Below are 23233 nucleotides of genomic sequence, written 5' to 3'. Positions count from 1 at the left end.
GGACTACCCGTTAGGTTTGTCTGAATTAGCATTCGTTGCCGTACTTGTCTCTGAAGTTGGCATTTCTTTGGCTGGTACATCCTTCGCCGCAGGAACGTCTTCTACTTGATAAGGACGATTAACGGATTGAGCCGCTTCTTTTAATTGATTGATTGAATCCTGTAACTCTGGAGAAAGGTTTTTTAAACCCTGACTCTCTGCATTTTTCAAATCAGAGTGCAGTTGCTCAATTTTAAGCTCTTGCTCTAATTCGTCTTTTACCGAGTTAGCCATTTTTTTCATGGCGCGGATCCAGCTAGAAACTGAGCGCACAGCGGTTGGGAGTCTTTCTGGGCCAAGTACGACTAGGCCCACGATCCCAATCAGCAGCAACTCCATAAAGCCGATACCGTCGAACATAGTCGATTACGCCTGTTCTTTGCCTTTAGACTCAGCCTTTTTTTCGGCTGTCTCTGCAACAGGTGCAGTTTCTGCAACTTTTGCTGTTTCTGTCACTTTTGCCGCGTCTGCAGCTGGTTTGTCGGCTGCGTTATCTTCTAAAGCTTTCTTATCTTCTTCAGAAGTCATGGCGTTCTTAAAGCCTTTAACAGCACCGCCTAAATCGCCGCCTAGTGAGCGTAACTTCTTAGTTCCAAACAATAATACGACAATTAAAGCAATGATAAGAAGTTGCCAAATACTAATGCCACCCATGGATGAATCCTCTTAATTAGATACTGGTTCTATTATGAACCTTTGGTTAATTAGGTCTAGCTAAATTTTGCGATTCTTTGGTCTCGATCGCCACCCAAGCACCCATAGAGCGATGCCCGTGCCAATACTGCCATAAGAGGGCCATAGTGTAGCGTCTTGGTTTATCAAAATAGTGCCGCAGATCACTAAAATAGCCGATGTAATCAAAAGATAGTTACTTTTATGGGCTTTTTGTTGATGTTTGAGATATCGATCTAACAAATTATTTTGATTTTTAGATAGGTTGCGACCCATTTTTAGGTTGTCGTAGATAAGCTCTGGTAATTCAGGTAAATGTTCAGCCCAATAGGGCAGTTTCTGTTTAACTTTTGCCGCCATCACCTTGGGGCCAACTTGTTCCGCCATCCACTGCTCAAGAAATGGTTTAGCTGTTTGCCACAAATCGAGTTGTGGATAGAGCTGACGTCCTAATCCTTCAATATAAAGGAGTGTTTTTTCGAGTAAAACTAGTTGTGGCTGCACTACCATGTCGAATCGACGGGCAGTTCTAAATAACTCTAGTAGGACATGACCAAATGAGATCTCATCGAGAGGCTTATTAAACATCGGCTCGCAAACCACTTTCACTGCTTGTTCAAACGCAGCCACATCAGTGTCTGGAGAGACCCAGCCTGACTCTATATAGAGCTGAGCAATGCGTCGGTAGTCACGGTTGAAGAAAGCGAGGAAGTTTTCGGCTAAGTAGCGCTTATCCTCTTCGGTAAGCGTGCCCATAATGCCGCAATCCAAGCCAATATATAAAGGGTCATTAGGATGTTCACGGCTAACAAAAATGTTGCCAGGATGCATGTCTGCATGGAAGAAGTTATCACGGAAAACCTGAGTAAAAAATAGCTCAACTCCGCGCTCAGCCAGCAGCTTAAGATTAGTTCCCTGAGCTTCTAGTGCCACTTTATCTGATACGGGGATGCCGTCGATACGCTCCATCACGATAAGGCGAGTAAAGCACAACTCTTCATACATGTAAGGGATGTAGAGTGCATTCGAGTCGATAAAATTGTTACGTAGCTTGATAGCATTGAGAGCTTCAAGTTTGAGGTTGAGCTCGCCTTCAATCGTGGTACGGTAATCTTCAACCACTTCAGCAGGACGTAAGCGATTGTTAGTGCCTAACAGGGTTTCAAGAAAGTCAGCGGCTTGTGACATCAGCAGTAGGTCAGCATGCACCTTCTGCTCAACATCTGGGCGTAATATTTTTAGCACCACAGCGGCGCCATTTGACTTAAGTGTCGCGGTATGGACTTGTGAGATAGAGGCTGATGCTAGAGGTATATCATCAAAGTCATTAAAATAGCTTTCGATAGGTGCGTTTAGTTCAGTTTCGATTGAGGCGCGAGCAATAGCGGAGTCAAAAGGCGGCACCCTGTCTTGCAGCATCGCCAGCTCTTCGGCCCACTCATCAGATAAGAGATCTCGACGAGTTGACAGCATCTGGCCGAATTTGATGTAAACGGGACCAAGCTCCTGCATCGCTAATTTTAAGCGTTCGCCTCCGACTTTATCTTTGTGCTGATTTCGCAGCCAGAAGAAGCTGTACCTAAACAGTTTGAAATACCAAGGCGTTAACTTAGAGGGAATTAAATCATCCAGTCCGTAGTGCAATGCTGTACGAATAACGTGATAAGCGCGCCTGATATTTTTTGCTGTCATGGTTTGGTTTTTACCCTATTGATAAGCTGATCTATCCGTGTTGCTGTCGCCTCAACATCGGCGGCTAAGTCGTCGATTTTATCCGTTAAATAGATAAATTCGAGCTTATGGGGAGCGAGTCTATATTCTTCGATGGTGAGCTGGCCAAGGTGTGAGCGGGTCTTACGTAGTACGCTAGTGACATCTTGCTTGGCTTGCGTGAGGCTCTGTTGAATAAAATGGGTCGGAGCATCGCCAATGTAGCGTGAAAGGGGCTCAGATAAGTCGACTTCAACCTGTTGCATATAATGGCTGAATGTCTGTAATAGGCTTAAGTCACCTTCAAGGCTGAGCCTATCTTGCTTAATCAACTCGGTAAGATTTGCGCCTTCACTCAGCTGATAAAGTGTAGTGACATCGGCATTCACTTTAGTCGTGACTTCACCTTCATAGCGAGAGAACACTAGGATCTCTTTAGCAAACAAAAAGTAAAGCGGCCAACTGAGCTGTGAGAGTTGAATGCATAACACTTTGCCTTGAAGGCTACGCAATTTAGCGTAGTCTTCAGGAGATTGTGAGATCAGTTTGTTTAAACTGACCTCTATCGCGGTGCAGGCCAATAATGACAAGTCACGAGACATAGTGAGTCCTATCAGAATTTGTAACCCTTATGTAAGGCAACAATACCGTCAGTCATATTGGTGTAGTTGACTTGCTCAAAGCCTGCATCTTCCATCATCTGCTTTAAAGTATCTTGGTCTGGATGCATACGGATTGATTCTGCAAGATACTCGTAGCTGTCAGCATCTTTGGTGATCAAAGAACCCATTTTAGGCAATACTTTGAAGCTATATAAATCGTACACTTTGCGCATGATATCGTGCTGAGGTTTGGAGAACTCAAGTACTAGCAGTTTTCCGCCTGGTTTTAATACACGTAGCATTGATGCAATAGCTGCATCTTTATCGGTCACATTGCGTAGGCCAAAGGCGATAGTGATAATATCAAAGTGGTTGTCAGGAAAAGGCAGAGCCTCGGCATTTGCTTGAACGTAGTTGACGTTACCTACAATGCCTTTATCGCGTAACTTTTCACGACCGACTTTAAGCATTGAGTCGTTAATGTCGGCTAACGTAACTTGGCCGGTATCGCCGATAATGCGGGAGAACTTAGCGGTTAAATCACCTGTACCACCGGCAAGATCTAATACCTTCATACCTGGACGAGCACCTGCACTTTCGATAGTGAAGCGTTTCCACATACGGTGGATACCGAAAGACATAACGTCATTCATAATGTCGTATTTTGCCGCGACAGAATGGAATACGCCAGCAACCAAGTCGGCTTTCTTTTCAGCTTCAATCGTTTTGTAACCGAAGTGAGTGCTGTTTGAAGTGTCCTCTGACATCTATCTGTTCCTATAACGTTAGCAATTAAATTGGTGCGATTGTAAGCCATCGGAGCAGATTGCTGAATCTTTCATCTATCACTCTGTGACGAATGTTAGCTATCTGCTTTACGATAATAAGAAAATGAGTGGTTACGCGGGCTATCGCAAAATTGACTGCGCATTACAACACACTATTTGTAATTGTTGAATAATTATTAATGCTCATAGTGCATTTATGCGCCCACTGATGTAGGAGTAGATGAGTTCACTGATGCTTTGACCTGTTTCGCGGTGGCCTGCAGGCGCTCCAGAAACATGACAGCTTGGCGCAGCTTCAGCTAGGTGTAGATAAGCTGCAGGACAATGTTTAGCGATATAACTGACATAGAATAAAGCATCTAATAGCGGCACGCCTGCTGCTGTTGAGGCACTGCTTGGCATGTTCGTTATGGCATCCAAATCGAGTTCAATCGCAACAGGAAGCTGAGTATTATTCAGAGATTTCGCGATACTTTTGAGAGCGGTTTCTAGGCTAAGCTCACGTCGCACCCAGATCTGCTGCATACTATGCCAGTGGCCGCCAAAGGCTTTTAGCTGCTCGAGTGTCGTTTCGCTATTTTTAAGCTCGTGTAAACCCAGCACATGATAGTAGCCCAATGCACCTGAGGCCGCAGCATAGCTAAAACCATTACCGCTATGCCTACCTTCTTTGGGCCTAAAGTCTGAGTGTGGGTCCATATTCACCGCAGCGACTGGACGCTTGAAGGCACCTTTTGCTGCCATTAACAATCCATAGGCATTGTTATGCCCGCCTCCGATGACGATAGGTTCAAGTCCCGCACAAAATACCTTGGTTAGTAGCTGAATAACCCGCTGGTCTAGTTGTTCGACATTGTTTCTTAATGAGTTTGCATTGGCGCTAGCTGGTAGTTGTAGATCTTGAGTATCGATTTGACCTAGCACTAGACATTGCTCGCCAGTTAAGAATCGATTCGATTGTAAATTGAGGAACTGTCCCATGGCGCTATCAAATGCGTCGGTAGCGCCTCCTCGTCCCAGATTGGCGCGTGGGCCGATATCTTCTCCTATACCTATAATTGCAAAACGAACACCGTTCGATTTTGCTTGCACGAGATTTGTTGTTAAATTCAGTGAGGGGTCGGCTAGTTTAACGGCTTGCCCGAGCTTGGTCTCACCTTCACGAGTATTTAGTAGGCTAGAGAGCTTAATGGTGCTGAAGAGGTTTAAATACTGCATCTGTTATTCTTATTGTGAACTCATCATATGACCCCTAGTTTAAGCGCTTAAATTCTGGCTGCAAGCTTGTGTTACAAGCGGAAATAAAAAAGCCAGTCACATAGGACTGGCTCTTAATTAGTAAGCTTTATAATGGCTATACTTAGTCGATATCTAGTGGCTCTGGCGACAGAATGATACCCGTATTGTCAGCATAGACATGATCACCAGGTAAGAAAGTTACACCGCCGAAGTTTACTGGGATCTCTAATTCGCCCACTGCATTGCTGTCAGCACCTACAGGGATTGAGGCTAATGCTTGAATACCGATGTCTAAATCTTCTAGTGCATCAACATCACGTACAGTACCGTAAACGATGATACCTTCCCAGTTGTTCGCTACAGCAGCTTCTGCAATTCTTGCATCGAGAAGTGCACGGCGAAGTGATCCACCACCATCAATTAATAGTACTTTACCTTCTCCATCTTCCTGAACTGCATCAATGATAAGACCATTATCTTCAAAACATTTAATGGTGCTAATCGAGCCGCCAAAAGAGTTACAACCCCCGAAATTACTGAACATGGGTTCGACAACATCAACAACATCGATATAAGTGTCACAAAGTTCTGAGGTGTTGTATTCCATAAGAACACTCCTGATAGATAGAGATGCTCAGAAGTCCGAGCAAACAAGTAATTGCACTCAGTATATAAGGGATTCTTAAAAAGAAAAGTGTTATCAATCACGCAATTGTCTATTAAGACAGCATTCAACATCTTTGTAGTAATATTTCTTCACGTAGGTTAATAAAAGCGCTAAATCATGATTTAAGTCATTATATGACGTTTTTTAGTTACCATTTATATCTTTTTTTGTTAGCATGTTGTCAGATAATTTGACTTAAACTTTAATTTACCCGCTTTAGGGGCAAGGATCCCCCGGCTAGCTTAAGGAAGGCATAGGGCCTAAAAAAGGTGCCTTATGGAAGCTGTTAATACTATTGAGATCATCGGTTATGCCGCATCAGTGATGGTAGCGATTTCACTTATGATGAAAGACATTATTTGGTTGAGATGTCTTAACTTTACAGGATGTTCGCTATTTGTGATTTACGGTGCATCTATTGAAGCATGGCCTGTGGCCGGTATGAATGCATTCGTGGCCTGTATCAATGTTTACCACTTACTAAAAATTTATCGCAACCGTCATAGCGGCGAACTCGCACCTGAATAATCCCCATCATCGTCTTAATCATGGTTAGCCTTAAAATTAAGTGCTAGCCTGATTAATGCTTACACTGCTCCCTTCTGCTTGATACTAGAGCTGAGTTGCTTGCATTTGGGCGATTCCTACTGACATCTCATACCAATCATGTCTCAACCTTTATTTTCCTCGTTTTGAGTCGGCATATCGATCCTGCAATAACCAATATGAGCAAAACCTCCCCTCAATAGCTGAGCCTACCACAATGGGTATGATGATAATCTCTGAGTTATCACGCACTGGCAGTCGAGTGAAATTAGACTAATACTTAATATAAGATTTTTTAATAACTGATTACTTCTACAAGATAAAACGGATGCCTGAGAGTGACCTCAGCCCTTGAGATTGACTCATACTCTCGAGGTAAAAAATAGGGAAGCAAAACATGCAAGCGAGACAGGTTAATAGCATAAGCGATGCCATCGCTATCGTCGAAGAGCGTGGATTAAGCCACGTTAAAGTAGGCCTATTTGACAATGATGGCATCATGCGCGGCAAGTATATGTCCAAATTGAAGTTTTTTGCTTCGCTAGAGAAGGGTTTTTCCTTTTGCGATGTGGTGTTGGGCTGGGATGTTAAAGATCAGCTCTATGATAATGCCCGCTATACGGGCTGGCACACAGGTTACCCCGATGCTCCCGTGAGGATCTTGCCCCACACCTGTCGCGAGGTAATAGGTGAAGAGGGGATGCTACTATTTATCGCCGAATTTGCCGAAGAGGCTGAAGCGATTTGTCCCCGTGGCACCTTAAGGCGAGTGATTGAAAAAGCCGAACAGATGGGCTTTAACGCCTTTGCCGCGCTCGAATATGAGTTCTTCCTATTTAATGAAACGCCTCACTCTATTCGTGAAAAAAACTACCGCAACTTAGAGACCATTACACCCGACTGGTTTGGTTATTCGATGATCCGAAATTCGGTACACGCCGATTTATATCAAGCAATTTTAGCCATGTCTGAGTTAATGGATTTTCCAATCGAAGGGATCCACTCTGAGACTGGCCCGGGCGTGATTGAAGCGGCTATTGCGGTTGATTGTGCGGAAGCGGCGGCAGATAAAGGTGCATTGTTTAAGACCTTTATGAAGGTGTTGGCACAGCAACGTGACTTAATAGCGACGTTTATGGCGAAGTGGTCGGCTGATTATCCGGGGCAGAGTGGCCATATACACCTATCTTTGCAAAACAAAGATGGCAGCTCCGCCTTTTTCGACCCCAGTAAGCTCCATAATATGAGTCAAATCCAGCGCCATTTCATTGCCGGTCAGCAACAATTGATGCCAGAGTTTCTGTGTATGATAGCGCCAACCATCAATAGTTATTCTCGCATGATCCCAGGGTTCTGGGCTCCCACCGATGCCACCTGGGGAGTTGAAAACAGAACGACTGCACTGAGAGTGATCCCGGGGACGGCTCAATCTCAGCGGGTGGAGTATCGTCTAGGCGCTGCCGATGCCAACCCTTACTTAGCACTCGCGGCTGCTTTGGCCAGCGGCTTATACGGCATCGAGCATCAATTAACACCTCAAGCTCAGGTCAAAGGGAATGCCTATGAACAAACCCATGACGAATCGCTCGCGCTGCCTTGCACCCTATGGGACGCTGCGCAGCGTTTTAGGGGCTCAAAAGCGGCGAAGCAGTGTTTCGGAGAGCCGTTTGTGGAGCACTTTGCCATCAGCCGAGAATGGGAAGAACGGGAGTTTAGAAAGCATGTCAGCGATTGGGAGATGCAGCGTTACTTCGAAATTATCTAATTCGATTTAATCTGCTAGCTAACGCAGATGATATAGCAAGGAGTGGCGTTATTTATGGAATTCTCACAGCAAGATACCATATCACCCATCGATGGCCGAGTGTATGTGAGCCGATCTCTGGCAAGCGAACAGCAGGCTTATGCCTGTCTAACAAAGGCCGCAAATGCTTTTAACGGTGGCACGGCAAGCTGGAAGAATGTCCCTCTGGCTGAGCGTAAAGCCCTATGTCAGCAGGCCATTGAACTACTGTGCAGCCAAAAAGATGAGATAGCCCAAGAGCTGAGTTGGATGATGGGACGACCCATCCGCTATTGTGCCAGTGAGCTGGTGGGTGTGGCTGAGCGCAGTGAGTACATGATAGGTATTTGTGAGGAGGCCTTAGCGACACTCAGGCTAGAAGATAAACCTGGCTTTACTCGGTTTATTAAACGCGAGCCTCTGGGGGTGGTTTTGGTTATTGCCCCCTGGAACTATCCCTATTTAACCGCCATTAATGCCATTATTCCCGCCTTACTTGCAGGTAATTGTGTGATATTGAAGCACTCAGCGCAGACCCCTTTATGTGCTGAGCGGCTTTATCAAGCCTTTCGGGGAGCCGGATTGCCTGAAGGTGTATTCCAATATTTGCACTTGAGTCATGTTAATACAGTGAAACTGATCCGGCATAAGCTGATTAATTATTTGGCATTTACCGGTTCTGTCGATGGGGGAAGCAAGGTCGAAGTGGCTGCGGCAGGTCGTTTTATTGGTGTTGGTTTAGAGTTGGGTGGCAAAGATCCTGCCTATGTCCGCGCCGATGCCAACATCGATAGCGCGGTGGCAGCCTTGGTCGATGGCGCATTTTTTAACTCTGGACAGTCATGCTGCGCCGTCGAGCGAATTTATGTTCATGCCAATGTATATGATCAATTTGTGGCTAAAGCGGTGGCATTGACCCTGCAATATCGGTTGGGACGCTCAGATGAACTCGATACCACCCTAGGGCCTTTGGTGCGCAGCTCTGCAGCCGATTTTGTTCGCGAGCAAATTGCTGAGGCCATCGAGCAGGGCGCGAAGGCGCATATTGATGAAGCGTTATTTCCCTTAAGCCAAAAAGGTACGACTTACCTTGCCCCGCAAATAATGACACGGGTCGACCACACTATGCGGGTCATGACACAAGAGTCATTTGGACCTGTGGTGGGAGTGATGAAGGTCAGCGATGATAATCAGGCTATTGCGTTGATGAATGACAGTGATTTTGGCCTAACGGCCAGTATCTTCACTCAAGATATAGAGGCTGGGTTAGCACTGGGGGAGCGTGTTGAAACTGGCACTCTTTTTCTCAATCGCTGTGACTATCTCGATCCTGCCTTGGCATGGACAGGCATCAAGCAATCTGGGCGAGGCTGTAGTTTATCTCAGTTAGGTTTTGAGCAGCTGACTCGGCCCAAGTCATTTCATATCAAACATAATTAAATTCACTGCCGTTGGGTGCATTGCGGCAATACCTTAGGAGCCATCAATGGAATTACAGGCAAATTGGCATTTCCCCACTGCTATTACCGTCGGTGATGGTTGCCTAAACCTGCTTGGCGAGCGTTGTAAGGCGCTGCAGATGACGAAGGTATTGCTGGTAAGCGATCCCTGTTTGGCGACTATGCCTATGGTGAGTGAGGCGATGCAATACTGCACTCTGGCAGGATTAAGCGTTGAGTTATTTTGTGATATTCGGACTAACCCGACAGATGAAGATGTTCTTGCTGGAGTGCAGGTCTTTAACCAAGGCCGCTTTGATGGTGTCGTAGCTTTAGGTGGTGGCTCGAGTATCGATGCCGCAAAAGCCATTGCCATGATAGCGAAGCAATCTATTTCACTGTGGGAGGCCGAAGACTGTGGCAATAACTGGACTCGCATCGATGCAAGTTTAATAATCCCTGTTGTTGCAGTGCCGACCACCGCAGGTACTGGCTCTGAAGTTGGGCGGGCCGCGGTGATCACCGATACTAAGGGCGCCCATGCTATTAAGCGGATTATATTTCACCCGCAAATGCTGCCCGCAAGTGTGCTGCTCGACCCTCGATTGACCACTGGTTTGCCGGCAAATATGACTGCTGCCACGGGTTTCGATGCTTTATCGCATAATCTCGAAGCCTACTGCGCGCCATCTTATCATCCGATGGCGGAGGGCATTGCGCTGGAGGGGATCCGCTTGATTCAAACCTATCTGCCTTTGGCTGTTGCCAAAGGTGACGATATTGAGGCTAGAACTCAGATGTTGGTGGCCTCTACGATGGGGGCGACCAGTTTTCAGCGTGGACTCGGTGGCATGCATGCTATCGCGCATACATTAGGTGCGCTGTATAACCAACATCACGGCTTACTCAATGCCATATTAATGCCCTATGTTTTACAGCGAAATCGTCACGCGATTGAGGCGCGGATCATCCGCCTAGCCCGTTATTTAGCACTTGAAGACTCAAGCTTTGATGGTTTTTTAAATTGGATATTGCAGCTGCGAGAGCAGTTGGTGATACCGCACTCCTTGGCGGAAATTGGGCTAGATTTGCGGGATAAACGTCTTATCGGTGAGATGTCGGCAAAAGATGCTGCGGCCAAGGGAAATCCGATAGCCTTGACTCAAGCTCAGTATTCACAACTGTTTGAGCAAGCGGTTTTAGGTGAGTTGAATTAAGTTTGTTGCTGTTTGAACTTAAGTTATAAAACTCAGACGGATTCGATTCTAGCTTACTGCAGGAGAGGCGAATGATATTGGGTATATTACAATGTGATGATGTCAGGCCTGAATTGCAGGCTAAGTATGGCAACTATCCGCAGATGTTTATCTCTTTATTCGAGTCCGTGGGCGTTACGATCCAGTTCAAGGTTTATAGGGTCATTGATGGGCAATACCCAGAATCAATCGATAGATGTGATGCCTATATCACGACTGGCAGCCGTTTTGGGGTGAACGATGATGCGGACTGGATACGGCGGTTTGAACAGTTTGTCGTTGAGCTATATCTGGCGAATAAAAGATTTATCGGGATCTGTTTTGGGCACCAAATGATGGCAAAGGCCTTGGGCGGACAGATTAAGCCGTCTGAAAAAGGGTGGGGGATAGGTGTCAATAAGGCGCAAATCGTCCTGCCGCAAGCTTGGATGAGTGCTGATCTTAATGAAATATCGCTAGTGGTCAGCCATCAAGAGCAAGTGGTTAAATTACCCGAAGATGCAGTCATACTGGCCGGGAGTGAGTTTTGTCCCTTTTATATGATGCAAATCAAGCAACATTTCCTTGGCATTCAAGGTCACCCTGAGTTTAGCAAAGAGTATGTGCGTGCATTAATGGATGCCCGGCGAGATTGCATTCCAGCTCAGCAAATTACAGCAGGAATAGAATCGCTGTCGATGCCAGTTGACGCAGCCTTAGTGTCGCGTTGGTTGGTTAATTTTCTCATTCAAACTCGCGCAGGAGGCCATTTGTGAATAAGGTCCCAGCCATTACCTATGACAGTAAAAAGCGTATAATCAATCTAAATTAAAGCCTCAATCTAAATCGATAACACTATGCAGCTAAAACCACTCGCAAAAGGGCGCTTTCATTCTTTATGGGAGCAAGAGCATGATGCTATTGAGCAGGTTATGCGGGAGTGCATTACCGAAACAAAAACTGTAGCGGCGCAGTACAAGTTGATGCAGCAAGGTCAACAGGTTAATGCGTTAATTCTCGTTCCTCGAGGGCGGATCTCTATGGGGTATACCGCTAGAAATGGCCGCAGCTTTCAACTGGGAACCATGACCTGTGATTCGCAGTTATTCGGCGAGATGGAGTTCTTTACCGATTATCTATGTCAACTCGATATCATCGCCGAAGAGTCGTTAGAGATCTCAATTATTAATGGCGACAGGCTGCAACAAGCATTGCTCAATACGCCACAGTTTGCGCTGTTTTTTGCCAGTGCAATTGCCATCGATTATCAAGATACGGTGGATATTTTTACTCGTAGAATGCTCTACCCGATAGCCTATAACATCGCCTATGACCTTTATCATCAGTATTTAAAAGACCAGCCTGTAGAAGGCTTTACTAAATGCTATTTGGAGGCGGAGCGCTTTGCGACAACGGACCGAGTTTATCGTCGTGCGGTAAAAAAACTCGAAGATCTTAATCTGATTAAGCGAGAAAGAGAGGGGCTGGTTATTTGTGATCTTGCGGGATTGAAAGCCTTTATCGAATAGCTCCAAACCCGTGTTCAGGCTTGGAGCTATCGAGCATGTTAACTGAGCTTTAGCTTTTAGGCTGCTTGCTGAGTTAATACCACTTTTTGGCGATTAGATAACACTAGCATCACGAGGATTAACCCATAGATCACCGGAATGGCATACATCACTGTTTGCAGGCCAATAATGCTTTCAAATAGTGAGCTAATTGCTGGGCTAAACATCGCGCCGGCACTACCACTGATTAAGATGTAAGACACATTTCGGCTGCTGGCATTTTTCACAAATGATACACCATAAGCGATAAAGGCGTTATATAGCGCGGCACAGGCAAAGCCATAGCCATAGGTTAAGTAGCCAATCCAGCTTAAGTTATCTGTGGTGACGATAAGACTGGTAATGACTAATGCCAGTGAAATAATGCCCATAATAAAGTGCTGAATTTTAACTCTCGATACAATCACGGTTGATACTAACGCACCCACTAATGCCGCTGACCAGTATTGAGTGATGATATTACCCGCCTCTTCAAATGGGATGTCGAATTTAGTCTTAACGAACATCGGCGCCCAAGTCAGGAAGGTGTAAAGCGCTAACATACCTAGAAATAAGCCTAAACCGCCGCTGATAATACCAAGATTCCACTCTGACTGATCTTTGCTTTCTTCAGTCTTACCCTTGGTTTCACAAAGCTCGAAGTTAGTCGCTAGTGCAATCGCCGCCGTTGCAAGTGCAACAATACCTACGGCTAGATAACTGTAGCTCCAAGAAAGTGCATTACTTAGTGCGTAGGTCGTGATCAGTGGGAACACCACACCTGCCACGTTAAAGGTGGCATCTTGTACCACTAGCATGGTGCTTTGAATTTTGTCCTTCCACACAGACACTACAATAGTACCCGCGATACAAAGGCCCACACCGCCACAAAGGCCTATCACGGTCATTGCCACCATGACGACGCTAAGCGAGCCAGTAAAGTGCAGGGCTGCGGCGCTCAGTGCAATACTGACATAACTGAGTAGCGTTATACGTTTTACACCAATCTTTTCAATTAAGAAAAATGCGGCAATGGTACCTGCTAGCGCGCCGCCATTAAGCAGTGAGAAGATAGAAGCGACTTCATTGACGTTAGCTGAGAACTTATCGCTAATCGGTTCAATGAGCATACCGAACTGAGTTGCAAAGCCTGCCATCACGAAGTTGGCTAAAAAGCTGAGCAAGGTTAAGGATATTTTGTTTTTCATCATCTGTTCCTAATTTTGCTGTATCACCAGCTAAAAACTAATCACTAAAACTAATCATTAAAGCTAAGCCGCTGGAAGTTAGGCTTCGAGCGGCTTATTTGAGTCTTATTGACAGGCTGTTTCTAGTGCCAGCTCAATCATCTGATTGAAGGTTAGTTGACGGGCCTCGGCAGTGGTCTCTTCGCCAGTTAAGCAGTGGTCTGAAACCGTGAGAATTGCGAGAGACTCAAAACCTTTGTGATGAGCAAGACCATATAGACCAGCCACTTCCATATCCACACCTAATACACCAAAACGCTCAAGCGCTGGGATCATGTCTTCATCTGGGTCGTAGTACATGTCACCACTAAATACGTTACCCACTTTGACGTTGATCTGCTTTTGCTGTGCGATCATATAGGCTTTATGTAGTAGGTCGAAGGTCGCCGAGGTGGCCATCTGGTAGCCACTGCTACGCTTGGCGTTAGTGGGTGAATCGGTACCTGCAGCTTGGGCCAGAATGACGTCGTTAATTTTAACGTGTTGCTGAGTCGCTCCAAGGCTACCAACTCGAATAATGCGTTTTACACCAAAGTCAGCGACGAGCTCATGGGCGTATAACACCATAGATGGAATACCCATTCCGTGGCCCATTACTGAGATGCGCTGGCCTTTATAGAAGCCGGTGTAACCGAGCATGTTACGAATGTTGGTGACTTCCACCGCGTCTTCTAAAAAGTTCTCAGCGATATATTTGGCGCGAAGTGGATCGCCCGGCATGATGATTGTTTCAGCGAAATCGCCTGCTTTGCCATTGATATGTGCAGTCATGAGTTGTCCTCTTTTTTGATTGCAGCAGATAGTAAGCCTCAAGGCGCTATGCATAGAGGACATTAGTCCGCATCGGCTGAAAGATGCGCGTTTTTTGTTTTTTCTTACAGAAAAATGGCGATATAAACCGCATTTTTGTGATTTAAGCGAGTAACAGAAATCGAAGGCAAGGATGCAGATCACCTAAATGGCTTTAGGCGATCTTGTTAAATCGTATAAGTAATCTTAGTAAGGCTTACTTGTGATACTTCACGGTCATATCGATTAATGGCTCACGACTGGCTTTTGCCGCGCGTAGACGGGCAAGGTACTTTTCCCACAGATCCACTTGATGGGTCGCGAGATCGTGTAAGACCTTCCAAGAAAACAGGCCGGTATTATGGCCATCATCAAAGACGATTTTTACCGCGTAGTTACCTACGGGGTCGATGGCGGTGATATTGACGTTTTTCTTGTGGGTTACCAGTACTGGATTGCCGTGGCCATGCACTTCAGCCGAAGGCGAGTAAACCCTTAGCATTTCACAGCTCAACTGATGAACCTCACCGTTATCAAAGGTCATCTCAAGCTGGCGAGATTTGCGTTTTAGCTTTAACGCCGAAACATTGGGTGTGTTGTTATCTTGAGTCATCTATTAACCAGAATGATTTAGAGCGTATTAAAAACAGAATAGCGGTTAAGTCATTAACCGCTATCACTCATTTTGTTATTGCTGCTGCTATTATTACTTAGATGCGTTCTCTAAGTTTAGCTTAAAGAATATAGCGACTTAAGTCTTCGTCTTGCACCAAGTTATCTAAGCTTGCTTTCACATAAGCCGCATCGATAACCGTAACAGAGCCTGACTTGTCAGAAGCCTCAAAAGAAAGCTCTTCCATTAAGCGCTCCATAACAGTGTGTAGACGACGGGCACCGATATTTTCTGTGCGCTCGTTCACTTGCCATGCCGCTTCAGCAATACTATCAATACCATCTTCGGTAAATTCAATCGTAACGCCTTCTGTACCCATCAAAGCAATATACTGCTCAGTCAAAGATGCGTGTGGTTCGGTTAAAATACGCTTAAAATCACCCGCAGACAGAGCATCTAACTCAACACGAATGGGTAGACGACCCTGAAGCTCAGGGATCAAATCCGAAGGCTTAGACATCTGGAAAGCACCAGAGGCGATAAACAAGATATGATCTGTTTTTACCATGCCGTGCTTAGTGTTAACCGTACAACCTTCAACGAGAGGAAGTAGATCGCGTTGCACACCTTCACGAGAAACGTCTGGGCCTGATGATTCACCGCGCTTACAGATCTTGTCGATCTCATCTAGGAACACGATGCCGTGTTGCTCAACCAGTTCAATCGCTTGCTCTTTAAGATCTTCTTGGTTAATAAGCTTAGACGCTTCCTCTTCAATCAATAGCTTGTAAGCTTCTTTGATTGGCATCTTGCGACGCTTGCTAGCACCTGGTCCCATATTTTGGAACATGCTTTGTAGCTGATTGGTCATCTCTTCCATACCAGGAGGAGACATTATCTCAATACCAGCTTGCGGTGCAGAAACATCGATCTCAATTTCTTTATCGTCTAGCTGACCTTCACGTAGTTTTTTACGGAAAATTTGGCGAGTTGCACTGCCATCTGATTTTTCGCTGTCCCAATCTTCTTTAGGCTTAGGCAGCAAGGCATCTAAAATGCGCTCTTCGGCAGCTTCTTCAGCGCGGAACTTACATTTTTTGATCTGCTCTTCGCGGGTCAGCTTGATAGCTGAGTCGGTTAGATCGCGAATGATCTGCTCGACTTCTTTACCGACATAGCCGACTTCGGTGAACTTAGTCGCTTCAACCTTAATGAATGGCGCTTTGGCTAGGCGGGCTAGGCGACGAGCGATCTCGGTTTTACCGACACCGGTTGGACCAATCATTAGAATGTTCTTTGGCGTGACTTCTTGACGAAGATCGGCTGCAAGCTGCATACGGCGCCAGCGGTTACGTAGGGCAATAGCCACCGAACGTTTGGCTTTTTGCTGACCAATAATGTGGCTATCTAGCTCATGAACAATTTCACGTGGTGTCATCTCAGACATAAACTTTCCTCATGCTTTGCAGCATTTTTCGTATAAACGACATCGTCGCTTAGTACTTTTAATTTGATGCTTGGTACTTAGCGTTTTCGCTTAGTACTTTAATTCTTCAATAGTCTTAAACTGGTTGGTGAATACGCAGATATCACCAGCAATGGTCAGCGATTTTTCAGCGATCTCAAGGGCACTTAAGTCTGTGTTTTCAAGTAATGCAGTAGCCGCTGATTGGGCAAAGGCGCCGCCGGAGCCAATCGCAATTAGATCGTTTTCAGGCTGAACAACATCACCGTTACCTGTGATGATCAATGAAGACTCTGCATCTGCTACGGCAAGTAGGGCTTCTAGCTTGCGCAGAACTTTATCTGAGCGCCAGTCTTTAGCCATCTCGACAGCGGCACGCATTAGGTGACCTTGATGCATTTCGAGTTTAGCTTCGAAACGCTCGAATAGGGTGAATGCATCGGCTGTACCGCCAGCAAAGCCCGCAAGTACCTTATTGTGGTACAAACGACGAACTTTTCTAGCATTGCCTTTCATAACGGTGTTACCGAGAGAAACTTGGCCATCACCTGCGATAACAACTTGGTTATTTCGGCGTACTGATACGATTGTGGTCACAATAAATCCTCTTCTCTAGCCAGAGGCGTTATGCCTGCTGGTTGACGATAATAAAGATATGGGGATGTTGATTGGAATATCAAGGGTGAAGCGAATGGCAGGCATAAAAAAAACGCTGCACAGGGCAGCGTTTTTAGTTCTGATTCAGGTTAACTTTCCCAGAACCAAATCTGGCAACCGTTAGTGCCTGAGTTTTGTAACACGTGACGCTGTCTTTCTGCATCACGTTTCTTGTCATAAGGGCCCAGTACCACTTTGTACCACATACCGCTGCTACCTTTGACTTTACGGACCTGAGCTTCTAATCCTTGGAAAGCGATAATCGCTTTTAGCTCGTTAGCCTGTGACTCTTTTCTAAATGAGCCACATTGCATCTGATACGGACGCTTAGGCTTATCTGAAGTCTCAGGAAGGTCCACTTCGACCTTCTTATTTTCTAACTCTTCAAGATAGGTCCATTCCTCTTTCGGTGCGGGAGGAAGGGCATCAGGATCTTTCTTTACTGGCTTCTTCTTTGGCTGTTCGACAACCACAGGCGTGGTTGCCGGTTCGTCATTGCTGCTTAAAATCCACAGTAAATAGCCAAAGCCGCCAACGCCTACAAGCGTGATAAGCAACAGCAAAATAGGAAAGCGCTTAGGGGCACTTCCTTTTGAGCTCTTTTTGCGAGCGCTGTTCTTACCTTTTCGAGCAGGCTTACGGTTTGCATAATCACGATTTGTCATGAGCTAAAGGTTACATCCGTTCTAACGTTTCTAGACCAAGAAGATTCAGGCCTTGCTTCAATGTCTTAGCGGTTAGCTGAGACAATAGTAGGCGGCTTTTCTTCGACTCTTCTGTTTCAGCGGCCAATACAGGGCAGGCTTCGTAGAAACTTGAAAAGGCGCCAGCCAGTTCAAATAGGTAGCCACAAAGTGCATGAGGCTGACCTTTGCCAACCATGCGTGTCATCACTTCACCAAATTGAGCCAGCTTAGTCCCTAAGTCTTTCTCTTTTTCGTGCTCTAGAATAATGGTTGCATCGCTTAAGTCAACGTCTTGAGCGCGCTTGAAAATACCGGCTACACGTGTGTATGCGTAGAGTAGGTAAGGTGCGGTGTTGCCTTCAAAGCTCAGCATCTGCTCGAAGCTAAAGATGTAGTCGCTTGCACGATTCTTTGATAGGTCGGCATACTTAACCGATGCGATACCGACAACGCGAGCAATTTCAGCCAGCTCTGCTTCATCCATATCTGGGTTCTTGCTGCGAACCAAGTCAAGTGCGCGAGTATCGGCTTCTTTTAACAGGTCGATAAGTTTCACTACGCCGCCAGAACGGGTCTTGAATGGACGACCGTCTTCACCGTTCATGGTGCCAAAGCCCATGTGCTCGAAGCTCATCTCTTCGCGAACAAACTTAGCCGTTTTCGCCAGCTTAAATACTTGCTGGAAGTGAAGTGCTTGACGCAGGTCAACAAAGTAAAGTGCTCTGTCAGCATTTAAGACGTTAGAGCGGTAGCGCATTGCTGCCAAATCGCTGGTGGCATAGAGGTAACCGCCATCGGCTTTTTGGATAATAACCGGTAGTGGCTCGCCTTCTTTGTTTTTAAATTCGTCTTGGAACACGACTTTCGCGCCGTTACTTTCTGACAGTAAACCTTGAGCATCTAAGTCTGCAACAACTTGGGCAAGGTCACTGTTATAAGCGCTTTCGCCGCGAACGTCTGCGCGAGTTAGGCTCACACCTAAACGCTCGTACAATTCATGACAATGGCTTAGCGAGATATCGTTAAATTCGCGCCATAGTTTGTTGCAGTACTCATCACCCGACTGCAGTTCAACGACAAGCTTACGAGCGCGAGTCGCAAACTCTGCAGATTCATCGAAGCGTACTTTAGCAGCGCGGTAGAAGTTCTCTAGATCAGACAGTTCCATTTTGGCTTGCTCGCCGTTGGCTGCACGAAGCTCTTCCATATAGGCAAGCAACATACCGAACTGAGTTCCCCAGTCACCCACATGGTTTTGACGAATAACCTTGTGGCCCATAAATTCTAATGCGCGCACCACACTGTCACCAATAATGGTTGAGCGTAGGTGGCCCACGTGCATCTCTTTAGCAAGGTTTGGCGAAGAGTAATCGACAACAACCGTTTGCGGTGTTGGTAATTCAAGGCCTAGGTGATCGCTGTTCAATGCGACCATTAACTGGTTTGCTAGGGCGTTATCATCGATAAAGAAGTTGATAAAACCAGGGCCTGCAATTTCAACTTTTTCAACATGAGCAGATTCAGGCAAGTTATCAATTAATAACTGAGCGATTTCACGTGGGTTCTTGCCAGCCGCTTTGGTTAGCATCATTGCCAAGTTAGTTGCAAAATCACCGTGGCTCTTATCTTTCGTTCGGTCGACTTGAATGCGAGCTTCAAAATCAGCAGGAACAATCCCTTGTTGTTTAAGGGCATTTAAAGATTCAGCGAGTAAAGATTGAGTATGTGATTTCATTGGCGTTTAATCGACACTTACATAAAGAAAAATAATTAGGGGTAACCGACTATTTTAGCCGCTAGTGGCGGTGAATTACTATCCTCTAGCGAACTTTTTCTGCTTTGAAGCCGATAAAGTCGATTTAAAGCAGATCTTGTGGATCGCGATCTATGCTCCAGCGGCACTTTTTCGCTAAGGGAAGTTGCTCAATTTGTGGCAATGCCCGCTCGAACTCCGCCTGTAGTCTGTTACGGTTTTTTGTTTGGAACAAAAGCTGGCGGCGGTACTTACCGGCTTTTCTGTCGAGTGGTGCTGGCATTGGGCCAATCACTTCACACTCTTCATCCTGTGGCAGTAGGGCACCAATTTGACTTAACAGGTTGTCTGCATCAATGGCCTGATGAGCTTCGGCCCTAATTAAGATCATGTGCCACGCTGGTGGCAGCAATGCTTGAGTGCGTTCAAACAGCTGGTTACGAGCAAACTCGCCATAACCTTTATGCATTAACTCGCGTAGCATGGCGTTGTCGCTTTGATGCGTCTGTAGCAATACCGTTCCGGGCTTAGTTGCACGACCCGCGCGGCCCGATACCTGAGTATAGAGCTGACCAAAACGCTCTGGTGCTCTAAAGTCGGCGCTAAACAGTGCACCATCGACGTCTAATAAACCGACTAAGGTAACGTCAGGAAAATGATGCCCCTTTGCCAGCATTTGGGTGCCGACTAAAATTTTATATTCACCTTTGTGGATCGCATTGAGGTGTCCCTCGAGAGAGCCCTTATTACGGGTGGTATCTCTATCTATTCGCACTACAGGATGATTAGGAAACTCTTTTTCTAAAAATGATGCCAGTTGCTCTGTGCCTACGCCTTGTCCTGCAAGCATGGTACTGCCGCAACTGTGGCACTGCTTAGGGATCGCGTACTGGTTACTGCAGTGGTGACAGCGAATTTCGCCTAGGGCCTGATGCACCGTAAAGAAGGCATCACAGCGGTCACATTCATGCAGGTGGCCACACTCATGGCAGATAAGCGCAGGGGCAAAGCCGCGGCGGTTCAAAAACAGGATAACCTGATTGCCCGCATCGAGGTGAATACGCATTTCGTTGAGTAGCGCATGAGACATACCAGAGCGCAGTGGCTGATTACGAATATCGATAATGCCTTGCCGAACTTTCTCCGCTGCGCCTGCACGTTTACTTAAATGCAGATGTTGATAACGACCGCTGAGGGCATTTTGTAGCGTTTCAAGTGACGGAGTGGCCGTACCTAAAATTACTGGAATCTTCTCAAGATGGCCACGCATCACGGCTAGGTCGCGGGCGTGATAGCCAACTCCCTCTTGTTGCTTAAAGCTAGAGTCATGCTCTTCATCTAAGATGATCACTCCAGGGTAAAGCATCGGGGTAAATAGTGCTGAGCGGGTGCCAATGATGATGGCAGCTTCGGCCGATCTTGCCTGACGCCAAGCATCGAGTCTCTGGTTGTCGGTAAGCCCTGAGTGGATCACCGCCACTTTGACGTTGAATCGGCGCCTAAAGCGGTTAATCGTTTGCGGTGTTAGGCCAATTTCAGGGACTAATACCAGTGCTTGCTTGCCTTGCTTTAAGACCGTTTCGAGCATGGCTAAGTAGACTTCAGTCTTACCGGAGCCCGTGACGCCTTCGAGCAAGGTGCAGTGGTAACCTGATTGCTGGGTCAGTGTCGCGACTGCAATGGCTTGCTCTGGGTTGAGTCTATGAGGTTCTTCTGTCATCTCAAGCTCGGTGCGCCAACTTAAGTCGGCCGCAAGTGTACGAGTTTTTTTCTCGATCCAGCCTTTATCATCTAACGCTTTAATTGCGGCTTTACTGAGCTCTAAGCTGGTAATGTCACTGAGTTCTAAATCGCGATCGCGTAAGCTGTGTAGTAGTTTTCGCTGTGCAGGCGCGCGATTGAGCTGATTGATATCAGCCTCTTTGCCTGCATCGGTTAGCGTCCAGTATGTGACGCTCGATTCTTTGACTTCGGCGCCTTTACGCAGCGCCACAGGAATGGCTTGCGACAGCATCTGCCCTAGACTGCAGAAGTAATATCTTGCAGCCCAAGCGGTTAATTTATAGAGTGAATCAGGTAGTAATGGCTCATTATCAAGAATCGCCACAATCGGTTTTATCTGCTTAGGGGTAAGCGTACAGCTGTCACTGACAGCGGTGATTAGTCCTATGAGTTGTTGACGACCAAAAGGAACCTGAACACGCATGCCTTTTTGAGGCGTAATGGTGATATGTTCAGGCACTTGGTAGCTAAAGTTTTGTCGCATTGGAACGGGGAGTGCGACCTCAACAAACAAAGGCATAGGGTTACGGTTTCGAAAGGATACTGGCTTTAAGTGTACCGAGGCTATTTACTGAGAGCTAGCGAGAATTGATTTTATTCGCCTTGTGCGAGCTAATCGTGATTGGCAGGAGACAGATATAAAGTGACGGTTATACTCTATTTTATAAACCGTTTTATAAACCAAGGCTTTTAAGATTAAGATTGTGTGCGGCAATAATTGTATCTGTTTAATGTCTTGCTACTTAAGTCGATAGACTAGAGCCGTACTATCTACGATTAGAAAATAATTAACGAGATGGTTAACTTAGATTAGGAAGGATCTTAATGAAGAGAGTCATATTGGCGCTAGCAGGCTTTATGATGTTAACTACGGCCCATGCGCAGGTGTCCCATGTCAGCATTAATGAGCGACAGTTTGATTTTGGCCAGCATCCGAGTCTCAAGCTCAATATCGTTTCATCTCACAATAGTCTGAAAAAGGTTCAGTTCTCAATTCGACAGGGCAGCGGCGAAGAGCGTCTCATTACTAAACCTTTGACGAGCTTTATGGTGCAAGTGATGGGTATCGAGGATGTGGTCGATAAAGATGCCGTATTAATCGTGAAAGAGTACCGGGTTAATCGCTGGTATCAAGTTAAAGTATTGAGTTTGTTTAATGGCAAGGTGAACAACGCTGATATAGATAGCCGCTATATTGCCAGTCGCTCGACGGCGGTGAAAAAAGTAGGACAAACTGAAACCAACATGTTGGCTGCTTCAAGCGGGATAAGGGTCAGTGGGGCCGATGTTATTGTCAGTCGTCTAGATGATTGCCAAATAGGGTTCGATGGTAAAGAGACTCTATGGCGTATTGGTAATCGCCAAGCTAATCGCTGGGGGATCAGCCCTTATGGAGCGATGTTAGCGATTTTTGAACGTAACCCTAAGGCATTTAATCAGCAGAATATTAATGGGCTTAAGTCGCAAGCGCAGTTGGAATGCCCGTCGATGGTGACACTAGAAAAGTATGCCGATGCTATGGCTGCTGAGAAGCGATTTAATGCGATGAAATAATGACTTAAGCCTGCTCGGTAGGCCGCAATAGAATAGGCTTTTAAGCATTTTTAGAGATTATTGATTAATCGTACATTGTGGCGCTTGAATCTACAAATGAGATCCTGTAGTATTCGGCGCCTAAATAATTTTATTTTAACTGCATGTGGTGTCCGACTTCGGGTTGGAAGAGCGACATGGCCTTTTACTGAGGTAATTCCAATGAAAGCAGGCATTCATCCTGATTATGCAGAAATCACTGCAACTTGTACTTGTGGTAACGTTATCAAGATTAACTCTACTGTAGGTAAAGATTTACACCTAGACGTATGTGGTGCATGTCACCCATTCTACACTGGTACCCAGAAAGTTATGGATACTGGCGGACGTATCGACAAGTTCAACAAGCGCTTTGGTGCACTTGGCAAGAAGTAATTACTT

23 protein-coding genes are annotated in these 23233 nt (G+C 46.0%); 8 read left to right on the top strand and 15 right to left on the bottom strand.

What is annotated here, in order from left to right:
- Positions 1-3 precede the first annotated feature (3 nt).
- The 7 genes from tatB to rraA all read right to left on the bottom strand — a co-directional run bounded on the left by tatB (position 4) and on the right by rraA (position 5657).
- Entirely contained in the window at positions 4-399 is a 396-nt protein-coding gene (gene tatB, locus SHAL_RS20040; protein ID WP_012278940.1) for a Sec-independent protein translocase protein TatB, read from the bottom strand.
- A gap of 6 nt (positions 400-405) precedes the next feature.
- Positions 406-693: a Sec-independent protein translocase subunit TatA gene (tatA, locus tag SHAL_RS20035; protein WP_012278939.1), complete on the bottom strand. Its 288-nt coding sequence runs from the start codon at positions 691-693 to the stop codon at positions 406-408.
- Between the two features lie 60 nt (positions 694-753).
- Positions 754-2403: a ubiquinone biosynthesis regulatory protein kinase UbiB gene (ubiB, locus tag SHAL_RS20030; protein WP_012278938.1), complete on the bottom strand. Its 1650-nt coding sequence runs from the start codon at positions 2401-2403 to the stop codon at positions 754-756.
- Positions 2400-3023: a ubiquinone biosynthesis accessory factor UbiJ gene (locus tag SHAL_RS20025; protein ID WP_012278937.1), complete on the bottom strand. Its 624-nt coding sequence runs from the start codon at positions 3021-3023 to the stop codon at positions 2400-2402. The genes ubiB and SHAL_RS20025 overlap by 4 nt, the downstream gene beginning before the upstream one ends.
- A gap of 11 nt (positions 3024-3034) precedes the next feature.
- Positions 3035-3790: a bifunctional demethylmenaquinone methyltransferase/2-methoxy-6-polyprenyl-1,4-benzoquinol methylase UbiE gene (gene ubiE, locus SHAL_RS20020; RefSeq protein ID WP_012278936.1), complete on the bottom strand. Its 756-nt coding sequence runs from the start codon at positions 3788-3790 to the stop codon at positions 3035-3037.
- A 204-nt stretch (positions 3791-3994) separates the two neighbouring features.
- Positions 3995-5029, bottom strand: a complete 1035-nt coding sequence (locus SHAL_RS20015) for a formimidoylglutamase (protein WP_012278935.1) — start codon at positions 5027-5029, stop codon at positions 3995-3997.
- Between the two features lie 142 nt (positions 5030-5171).
- Positions 5172-5657: a ribonuclease E activity regulator RraA gene (gene rraA, locus SHAL_RS20010; RefSeq protein WP_012278934.1), complete on the bottom strand. Its 486-nt coding sequence runs from the start codon at positions 5655-5657 to the stop codon at positions 5172-5174.
- Positions 5658-5993: 336 nt separating this feature from the next.
- Between rraA and SHAL_RS20005 the strand changes: the two genes are divergently transcribed.
- The 6 genes from SHAL_RS20005 to SHAL_RS19980 all read left to right on the top strand — a co-directional run bounded on the left by SHAL_RS20005 (position 5994) and on the right by SHAL_RS19980 (position 12249).
- A complete protein-coding gene (locus SHAL_RS20005) occupies positions 5994-6245 on the top strand; it encodes a YgjV family protein (RefSeq protein WP_012278933.1) in 252 nt (83 codons plus the stop codon).
- A gap of 415 nt (positions 6246-6660) precedes the next feature.
- A complete protein-coding gene (locus tag SHAL_RS20000; RefSeq protein WP_012278932.1) occupies positions 6661-8028 on the top strand; it encodes a glutamine synthetase family protein in 1368 nt (455 codons plus the stop codon).
- Between the two features lie 54 nt (positions 8029-8082).
- Positions 8083-9486 carry an aldehyde dehydrogenase family protein gene (locus SHAL_RS19995; RefSeq protein ID WP_012278931.1) on the top strand — a complete coding sequence of 468 codons (1404 nt, stop codon included), beginning with the start codon at positions 8083-8085 and terminating at the stop codon, positions 9484-9486.
- A gap of 46 nt (positions 9487-9532) precedes the next feature.
- Positions 9533-10702 carry an iron-containing alcohol dehydrogenase gene (locus SHAL_RS19990; RefSeq protein WP_012278930.1) on the top strand — a complete coding sequence of 390 codons (1170 nt, stop codon included), beginning with the start codon at positions 9533-9535 and terminating at the stop codon, positions 10700-10702.
- A 71-nt stretch (positions 10703-10773) separates the two neighbouring features.
- Positions 10774-11496: a GMP synthase gene (locus SHAL_RS19985; RefSeq protein ID WP_012278929.1), complete on the top strand. Its 723-nt coding sequence runs from the start codon at positions 10774-10776 to the stop codon at positions 11494-11496.
- Between the two features lie 81 nt (positions 11497-11577).
- Complete coding sequence (locus tag SHAL_RS19980) at positions 11578-12249, top strand: Crp/Fnr family transcriptional regulator (protein WP_012278928.1); 672 nt, start codon at positions 11578-11580, stop codon at positions 12247-12249.
- Positions 12250-12305: 56 nt separating this feature from the next.
- Here the strand turns inward: SHAL_RS19980 and tsgA are convergent, their stop codons facing one another.
- The 8 genes from tsgA to priA all read right to left on the bottom strand — a co-directional run bounded on the left by tsgA (position 12306) and on the right by priA (position 21779).
- Complete coding sequence (gene tsgA / locus SHAL_RS19975; protein ID WP_086020043.1) at positions 12306-13475, bottom strand: MFS transporter TsgA; 1170 nt, start codon at positions 13473-13475, stop codon at positions 12306-12308.
- A gap of 105 nt (positions 13476-13580) precedes the next feature.
- Positions 13581-14285, bottom strand: a complete 705-nt coding sequence (gene deoD, locus SHAL_RS19970) for a purine-nucleoside phosphorylase (protein WP_012278926.1) — start codon at positions 14283-14285, stop codon at positions 13581-13583.
- A 235-nt stretch (positions 14286-14520) separates the two neighbouring features.
- On the bottom strand, positions 14521-14916 hold the full coding sequence (locus tag SHAL_RS19965; protein WP_012278925.1) for a gamma-butyrobetaine hydroxylase family protein: 396 nt from the start codon (positions 14914-14916) through the stop codon (positions 14521-14523).
- Between the two features lie 121 nt (positions 14917-15037).
- Positions 15038-16363, bottom strand: coding sequence for an ATP-dependent protease ATPase subunit HslU (hslU, locus tag SHAL_RS19960; protein WP_012278924.1), 1326 nt, complete (start codon positions 16361-16363; stop codon positions 15038-15040).
- 90 nt (positions 16364-16453) lie between these two features.
- Positions 16454-16978 (bottom strand): ATP-dependent protease subunit HslV, encoded by a 525-nt coding sequence (gene hslV / locus SHAL_RS19955; protein ID WP_012278923.1) that lies wholly within the window; start codon positions 16976-16978, stop codon positions 16454-16456.
- Positions 16979-17127: 149 nt separating this feature from the next.
- On the bottom strand, positions 17128-17703 hold the full coding sequence (locus tag SHAL_RS19950) for an SPOR domain-containing protein (RefSeq protein ID WP_012278922.1): 576 nt from the start codon (positions 17701-17703) through the stop codon (positions 17128-17130).
- A gap of 10 nt (positions 17704-17713) precedes the next feature.
- Complete coding sequence (gene argS, locus SHAL_RS19945; protein WP_012278921.1) at positions 17714-19459, bottom strand: arginine--tRNA ligase; 1746 nt, start codon at positions 19457-19459, stop codon at positions 17714-17716.
- 124 nt (positions 19460-19583) lie between these two features.
- Entirely contained in the window at positions 19584-21779 is a 2196-nt protein-coding gene (gene priA / locus SHAL_RS19940; protein WP_012278920.1) for a primosomal protein N', read from the bottom strand.
- Between the two features lie 305 nt (positions 21780-22084).
- On the opposite strand from priA, the gene SHAL_RS19935 reads away from it, so the two are divergent.
- Positions 22085-22813, top strand: coding sequence for a FimV/HubP family polar landmark protein (locus SHAL_RS19935; protein ID WP_012278919.1), 729 nt, complete (start codon positions 22085-22087; stop codon positions 22811-22813).
- A gap of 201 nt (positions 22814-23014) precedes the next feature.
- The gene (rpmE, locus tag SHAL_RS19930; RefSeq protein WP_012156969.1) at positions 23015-23227 is read left to right on the top strand and encodes a 50S ribosomal protein L31; all 213 of its coding nucleotides are present in this window, start codon (positions 23015-23017) and stop codon (positions 23225-23227) included.
- The last annotated feature ends 6 nt before the right edge of the window (positions 23228-23233 follow it).

Origin of the sequence: Shewanella halifaxensis HAW-EB4 (genome assembly GCF_000019185.1) — a bacterium.
GTDB classification, from domain to species: domain Bacteria; phylum Pseudomonadota; class Gammaproteobacteria; order Enterobacterales; family Shewanellaceae; genus Shewanella; species Shewanella halifaxensis.
Note: the sequence above shows the minus strand (reverse complement) of the source record. Positions and strands in the feature narration are given on the sequence as shown.